Origin of the sequence: Aeromonas cavernicola, from assembly GCF_002795305.1 — a bacterium.
Classification (GTDB): domain Bacteria; phylum Pseudomonadota; class Gammaproteobacteria; order Enterobacterales; family Aeromonadaceae; genus Aeromonas; species Aeromonas cavernicola.
The window spans coordinates 45595-52381 of sequence record NZ_PGGC01000097.1; the positions used below are offsets into that span (position 1 = coordinate 45595).

The 6787-nt window shown below is 52.5% G+C and carries 6 protein-coding genes and 1 pseudogene; 5 read left to right on the top strand and 2 right to left on the bottom strand.

What is annotated here, in order from left to right; all coding sequences use genetic code 11:
• Positions 1–64: 64 nt before the first annotated feature.
• Together CUC53_RS11515 and CUC53_RS11520 are read right to left on the bottom strand one after the other, a co-directional pair.
• A complete protein-coding gene (locus tag CUC53_RS11515; RefSeq protein ID WP_100294295.1) occupies positions 65–817 on the bottom strand; it encodes a tRNA-uridine aminocarboxypropyltransferase in 753 nt (250 codons plus the stop codon).
• Positions 818–976: 159 nt separating this feature from the next.
• Positions 977–2191: an ROK family protein gene (locus tag CUC53_RS11520; RefSeq protein ID WP_100294296.1), complete on the bottom strand. Its 1215-nt coding sequence runs from the start codon at positions 2189–2191 to the stop codon at positions 977–979.
• Between CUC53_RS11520 and CUC53_RS11525 the strand changes: the two genes are divergently transcribed.
• The 5 genes and pseudogenes from CUC53_RS11525 to CUC53_RS11545 form a co-directional block, all read left to right on the top strand.
• Entirely contained in the window at positions 2190–2387 is a 198-nt protein-coding gene (locus CUC53_RS11525) for a hypothetical protein (protein ID WP_100294297.1), read from the top strand. The genes CUC53_RS11520 and CUC53_RS11525 overlap by 2 nt on opposite strands.
• 25 nt (positions 2388–2412) lie before the next feature.
• Positions 2413–2817 (top strand): YchJ family protein, encoded by a 405-nt coding sequence (locus CUC53_RS11530; RefSeq protein WP_167386740.1) that lies wholly within the window; start codon positions 2413–2415, stop codon positions 2815–2817.
• Positions 2818–3181: 364 nt separating this feature from the next.
• Positions 3182–5386: a M60 family metallopeptidase gene (locus tag CUC53_RS11535; RefSeq protein ID WP_157798259.1), complete on the top strand. Its 2205-nt coding sequence runs from the start codon at positions 3182–3184 to the stop codon at positions 5384–5386.
• A 326-nt stretch (positions 5387–5712) separates the two neighbouring features.
• Positions 5713–6396: pseudogene (locus tag CUC53_RS11540) on the top strand (FAD-dependent oxidoreductase); the annotation flags it as partial.
• Between the two features lie 102 nt (positions 6397–6498).
• On the top strand, positions 6499–6787 hold a 289-nt coding region (locus CUC53_RS11545; RefSeq protein ID WP_236757866.1), incomplete at its 3' end, for a DUF6444 domain-containing protein.

The following is a 6787-nucleotide window of genomic DNA, read 5'->3' on the forward strand; positions in this document are numbered from 1 at the left end:
ATAAAAAAAGCCGCCCTAAGGGGCCATGGCCAGATAATTGCCTGGGGGCCATCCCCCAACAGGGTCAAGGCTGCTGCGCACCGGTGGCAGCCTTCAAGGCCGTGAGCCCGTGCAACAGCGGCGCTTCATCTGCGGCAGGGTGGCAACTCATGCGGCCTGCCATATAACGGCGGCTAAACAGGTTAAACCAGAGTTGCAACCCCTGCCCCGCTTTGAGCTCCCCCGCCACTTCCAGCACGCAAGCCGCCACCTCGGCAGTGCAGAGGTGCTCATCGCAGTTGGCGACCCGCATGCCGTAAGTAGAAAGTGCATCGGGCTGGATGGCGAGCACCGGAAAACCGTCGAGATAAGGGCTCTTGTTGAACATCTTACGCGCTTCTGGCCAGGTGCCATCGAGCAGGATAAAGAGCGGCTTTTTACCCGGCGCCAACGTCACTTCGCCGGTCAGGCGGGCAGGCTCCTTCTCACAGGCGGGAAAGACCACATAGGGCTGCCAGGCGGGATCGGCCAGCAGGGCCAGCAACTCGGGATGGGGCTGGGTACGTGACCAGAGAAATGCCCAGGTGGTGTCCGGTAACACATCGGCGATGAGGCGACCGGTGTTGGAGGGCTTCATTGGCTCGCTGTCATACATCAGCAGGCAGAAACCGGCCTCGGCTTTGAGCTCGGGGCGCCACTCGCAGGCACACCAATCCTCGCGCAGCTGACAGGCCGGACAGCGGGCTAGGGTGCCGCCACGAGCAAGAAACGGTCGGGTAGAGATACTCTTGCGCCAGGCCCGCAGGCGGTTGACGGCGTGATCAGGAACAGGCTTCATCTAGGTTAATAACTCAAGGCTAGGGCAACGATCGCGACGAGAGAGGAGTCGTCACGACCTCATCAATTAACGAGATAATGGATCAGGCTTTAACAGATAACGGCGAGCAGATCATCCTGCCAACCATGCCTTTTGATTCGATCCGAGTAAGCTAGCGGGTCAACGTCCCCCCTGACTTCCCCTGAGCAGGGCCAGCAGCAGGCTGCCATCGCGCAGCGCCTTGTGCACCTGTACCGAGGTAGGCTTGGTGGGATCTTCATAAAAGTGAGTGGACTCTATCTGCAGCCGCACCAGATAGTCGGCGGGTAACTGGCTGGCCAGCGACTGGTGCAGCATAGGAAACAGCAGCCGATCAGCGCGGGTGATTTCGCCCCCCAGCAGCAACTTGCCCGGATTGAGTAAGCCAATGAGGTGAGCCAGCACCTTAGCGAGCCGCCCTGCGGCCTGATGCAGAATATCCTGACATAGCATATTGCCCGCCAATGCCAGCTCGCACAGCTCACGGATAGTGACGCTGTGCGGCAAATCATGCTCTTGCATCCGCTCGCGTAAATCCCGATATTGCGCCTCCAGCGCCTGATTGGTCACCAGCGTCGAGGCGCAACCAAACCCACCGCAGTAACAACGCGGGCCATAGGGCTCAAGCTGCAAGTGACTCAAATCCCCAAGCAGCGCGCTCTCGCTCTCAATCAACTGACCATTGACCACCATGCCCACTCCAATGTCGTTGTGGACGAACACCAACACCGCATCGGCACAATTTTTGGCGGCTCCCCACTCGCGCTCAGCCTGAATCCAAGTGCGCACGTCGCCACTGACCAGCACCGGTACCGCGAACGCCTGTTGCAGTGTGGGCCCCAGTGGCCAGTTGCGCAGATCATAGAAAGGGAAGTGCTTGACCATGCCTGAATGGCGCTCTACTTGACCCGGCAGGCAAAGGGCAATACAGGCCAGATTAAGGGCTTTTTTGGGCAAAAATGCCTTGATGGCATGCACCAGACTCGCCAGCAGATCGGTCTGCTCCGTCTTGCCAAAAGGGTGCCGATGGCGAGCTAAGGAACGGCCCGTGAAGTCAAACAACGCCATATCCACATAACCGCGTCCCAGCCGCATCGAGAGAAACTGAAATCGGCGTTCATTGATCCGTAGCAGAGTCTGACGACGGCCACGCCCCACCGAGCTTTCGCCGCAAGGCACCACCAGACCACCATCGAGCAGCTCACGGGTAATTTTGGTAATGCTGGCTGGCGAGAGGCCAGTTAGACGAGCGAGGTCAGTGCGCGACAGCTCCTTGTGCTCTTCTAGGCTGGCATAGACCAGACCGTAATTGAGCTGGCGGATCAAATCGATACTGCCTTTGACGATCTCATTCATGAAAGTGCGGATTAACAGCAATGAAGATGGCCGCAATTTTCACACACTATCGGGTAATCCCCAAATAAAGCGCACGCCGCGCCTTGTAACGCAGAGCCACCCGCAGCTTATCGCGGCTGATATCACTCCAAACGAAGCCAAAAACACTGCTGCACTGGCCGAAACAGAGGCACTTTCGCTACAATCGGCCCTCTGAATCCCTGACACAGGCACCGCCGCTAATGACCATTTGCCCTTGTGGTTCCACCCTCCCTCTCGCACGCTGCTGTGGCGCGCTGCACCAAGGCGCACCGGCCCACACCCCAGAACAGTTAATGCGCTCGCGCTACAGCGCCTTTGTGCTTGGCCTTGGCGACTACTTAGTCTATAGCTGGCACCCTGATTATCTTGGGGGGCTAAATGCGCACGATCTCTCTCACATCGATACCCAGTGGGATGGCCTCGACATCATCACCAGCTCAGACGGGGCGCAAGATCAGACGGGCATAGTCGAGTTCAAAGCCTGGTTTCAAGAGGATGGTCAGCGTCGTTGCCTCCATGAACGCTCTCAGTTTGTGCGTTTTGACGGACGCTGGGTCTATACCAATGGGGAGATCATGCTCCCCCATAAACGGCATTCGAGGTAGCTGCTTATCTCTTCTCTGCTTCTCGCAATTTTACGTTGCGAGAGCAGCGTTAAGGCGATAGTGATAAACGCTGGCGAAATATTCGTTTCCATTATCTCACCAACGGGGTGAAATTACTTTCTGAACTATTCCCAGTGACCCCGTGATCATTAAATAACCACATGCGCGCATTCTTTAAAATCATACTTTTCCTACAAAAAATTCCTGTTAGAAACCTAAAAATACTGAAACAATATTATTTAAGCACCATATAAATGGTGCTTTCTTATTTAATAGACAGTTGTTTTTAATAAAGGCTAACAATCATTTTGCGTCAATATTTACTGTTTTAAAAAACAGTGTAAATATGCCATGGAGGAGAATTATGATGATAAAAAAATATTTTTTACCCTTATTTATACTGTTAGGGTTATCTCTAACGGTGTTATCGAATGCCCTAGCTAATACAGTTCCCCATATTTATGAGCAGCGAACCTTTCAGATCCAGGGGAAAGGTAATGCGATTGAGATCGCTAAAAAACAGATGCGCCGCTCATGGAGTAGATATGAGCCAACGGGTATTTACGTTACCCAAGGTCAGCAGCTGGTCATCAATCTATCAAGCGATGCCAACGCATATGCCTTTATCCAAGCATATGCGCTGCACGGCTCTGGCAATTCTTGGGATGAAACTCAGTTTAAATTAGTACAGGGGGATAATACGATCACCGCCCCCAAAAACGGTATTCTCTACCTCGCCAATGAAAATAGTGCTGGTAGTGTAACGATGTCTGTCAGAGGGGGCAGCCATTTCCCTGTGTTTGAAAAGGGCTATCATACTCGCAGTGATTTGGCGGCAATGCTCAATAAATATCCAAGCGCTCCTTATATTGAATTTGTCAGTAGCAAAGGGCTAGTCACTGCCACTTATAAAACCATTGCAGATTATTTTTTCCAGCGCAATGCAATCGAGCCGCAACTCTTCTTGCAACGGGTTGACGATATGATCGCAGCGCAAAACCGAGTCGCTGGTTATGACGACAAGCCAGGTGTTCATCAGCAAGATCGTCATTATTTGCATATGATTCAAGATACCAGAGGCAGCTTATATATGTATGCGACATCCTATCGCACTGCATATGTCAACGATGCCATGAAGTTAATCCTGAACGGCCAGCACTGGGGCTTGTACCATGAAAATGGGCACCTGCAACAAATTGAGCCCATGACATTCCATAATATGACCGAAGTAACCGTTAATACGTTCAGTTTAGCGGCCGAGAAAGTCATCGAAAATAGGTCGCGACTGACTGTTGAAGATACTTACTCCAAGATTTTTGCATACCTTAATCAGCCGAGCCAAAATAAAAACTATCACAACCAGCCAGACCTGTTTATTAAACTGGGAATGCTACACCAGCTCACCTTGAGCTTTGGCGAGCAATTCTTCCCTAATTTACATCGTGCCTACCGTGAAACTGCACGGGATACCATTGCTCTGTATGGTAAAGATCAGATTTTTATGTATCTTGCCGCCAAAGTGTCTGGCTATGACTTGACCAAATTCTTTGAAATGTGGGGAATGCCGATCGCCAACAATACCAAAATCGCGATTCAACAACTGAATTTGAATGTGCTCGATAGAGAAATTTGGAAGAGCACCGATACCAATCCAGTTATCGTGCCGGTATTGAAGACCGCCGCTAACAAAATCAGTCTGACCCTGAGCGATGAATGGCTCAACAACAAGCGTATCGTCACTTTTATCAACGGTAACTATGCCTTTGAAACTTATAACCGGACTGCTTATTACGCCAGTATGTATAAGCCAAGCCCTTACTCATCCACCGTTGAATATGGGAATAGCAACCTAGCCTATGGCGCCAATGTGAGCGTTTATTTGGTACCAGGCAGACCCGGTGAGGCGATCAATCTAGCCAGTAGCACACGCTTGGCGTCAACTATTGTGACAGGCCCCGTAAATCTTACTGCTACTGAAAATGGCTTCTCTGGCAGCATGGATCTAGGTCTGTTCAACAGCAACAGCCGGATTATTTTCTTTTTGAATGGCCGTTATATGGGAGAAAGCCATCGCGGCACCCTGTATTACATGTCTTCACAAATCAATAATAACCGACTTAACTTTAATGCCGGTGTCACGCTCAATAACGGCGATAATGTCACCGTATATAATGTCCCCGGCTCACCTGGCGAATCTATTGACCTAGCTAAAGGTACCTTATTAGCTGCTAATAAATTTGCCACTGCCGATAAAAACCAATATGCCTATGACAATATTTCTTTGTCATTAACGAATAGTGGTTTCAGTGTCACCTTACCCAAGAGCCTCTATTTCAGTGGCAATCGGGTCGTGTTCACTAAAAATGGGGATTACTTGGGGGAGTTTAAAAACGGTACTAGTTACTACCTTAGTACTAATACATCCGCCCCTGATGCTGTGGTGATCACTATCAATACTCAGTTAAAGCCGCAGGATGTGATCGCGGTGAGTATCATGGCCGGTTCACCAGGCGATTCTACCGATCCCTATAACATGGATGCGCTGCTGCTAAAACGGGTCATTAACTAAGCATTTTCCCACTCGCACAGGGCAACCTTCACTAAGCTTGCCCTGTTCCCCCCGACCTTGTGTCGGGGGGGATTGGCTCACGAACGCCTCCATTAGCCACCACCGTTATCCTCCCCTTATTACCACCTGCCCACTTTCTGCTGTTTTCTGCTCTCTTGTCGGCCATCGCCGGCGGCACGCTACACTGTCGGGCGTGATGAACATCACAGAACCCTCATCACAAGGCTTAATGGCGCTCGATATCGAACATATTATTGGCCCATATCAAACATTTTCGCTCATTGTTGGTGATACTGGTGCCTCTGACAGAGCAAAGACGGGCACCCATGAAGAGAATTACCACCCAAGTCGTGATCATCGGCGGCGGCGCGACCGGCGCTGGCATCATGCGCGATTGTGCACTGCGCGGTATCGATTGCATCTTACTCGAGCGCGATGATATCGCAGCTGGCACCACCGGCCGCAACCACGGCCTGCTCCACTCGGGGGCGCGCTACGCGGTGACGGATCAAGAATCCGCCCGCGAGTGTATTCAGGAGAACCGCATCCTCAAACGGATTGCCAGTCACTGTGTCGAAGACACTGGCGGCCTCTTCATCACCCTGCCAGAAGATGATATTGGGTTTCAGAACACCTTTATGGACGCCTGTACCTTAGCCGGTATCGACACTCGCCAGCTTGAGCCTCACGAAGCGCTGCGGCTTGAGCCCAACGCCAACCCAGCGATGATCGGCGCTATCCATGTGCCAGATGGCACAGTCGATCCGTTCCGCCTCGCGGCCGCTAACGTGCTGGACGCCAAAGAGCATGGCGCGCGGATCTTCACCCACAGTCAGGTGGTGGGATTACTGCGCGATCAGGCGCGAGTCCATGGCGTCAAGGCGATCAACACCCGCACCGGCGAGGCATTCGAGGTCGAGTGCCAAGAGGTGATCAACGCCGCGGGTATTTGGGGGCAACAGATTGGTGAATATGCTGATCTTGGCATTCGGATGTTCCCCGCCAAGGGGTAACCGTTCACCGAGAGTGGCTTGACAGGAAAAAAGAGACGATCGTCTCTTGATCCGCCTTTGCCTCTTGCATGATCCCGCTCGTGTTGCATCATCACTGGCATGACCAAAAAGCACCCGACACCGGCCGTTAATTCACTCACCCTCGAACAGGCCCACGAGCTGATACATAAGCTGCTGGACCGTATTACCGAGTTGGAGGACCGCCTCAATCAGCACAGTGGCAACTCTTCCAAGCCCCCCTCCAGTGACGGGCCGGGAAGCACGCCATCTGCCCGGCTGCGTCCGGCTTGCGGTAAAAAACGTGGCGCCCAGCCTGGCCATAAAGGCCAGCGGCGGGGACGCCATCCACCCCCTGCCCCCCTGTCCGTGGGCTCTTTCTATCCGCCTG

Coding starts and splice junctions, on each gene's coding strand:
- CUC53_RS11515 (WP_100294295.1), bottom strand. CDS start 817: ATGAAGCCTGTTCCTGATCACGCCGTCAACCGCCTGCGGGCCTGGCGC.
- CUC53_RS11525 (WP_100294297.1), top strand. CDS start 2,190: ATGAAAGTGCGGATTAACAGCAATGAAGATGGCCGCAATTTTCACACA.
- CUC53_RS11520 (WP_100294296.1), bottom strand. CDS start 2,191: ATGAATGAGATCGTCAAAGGCAGTATCGATTTGATCCGCCAGCTCAAT.
- CUC53_RS11530 (WP_167386740.1), top strand. CDS start 2,413: ATGACCATTTGCCCTTGTGGTTCCACCCTCCCTCTCGCACGCTGCTGT.
- CUC53_RS11535 (WP_157798259.1), top strand. CDS start 3,182: ATGATGATAAAAAAATATTTTTTACCCTTATTTATACTGTTAGGGTTA.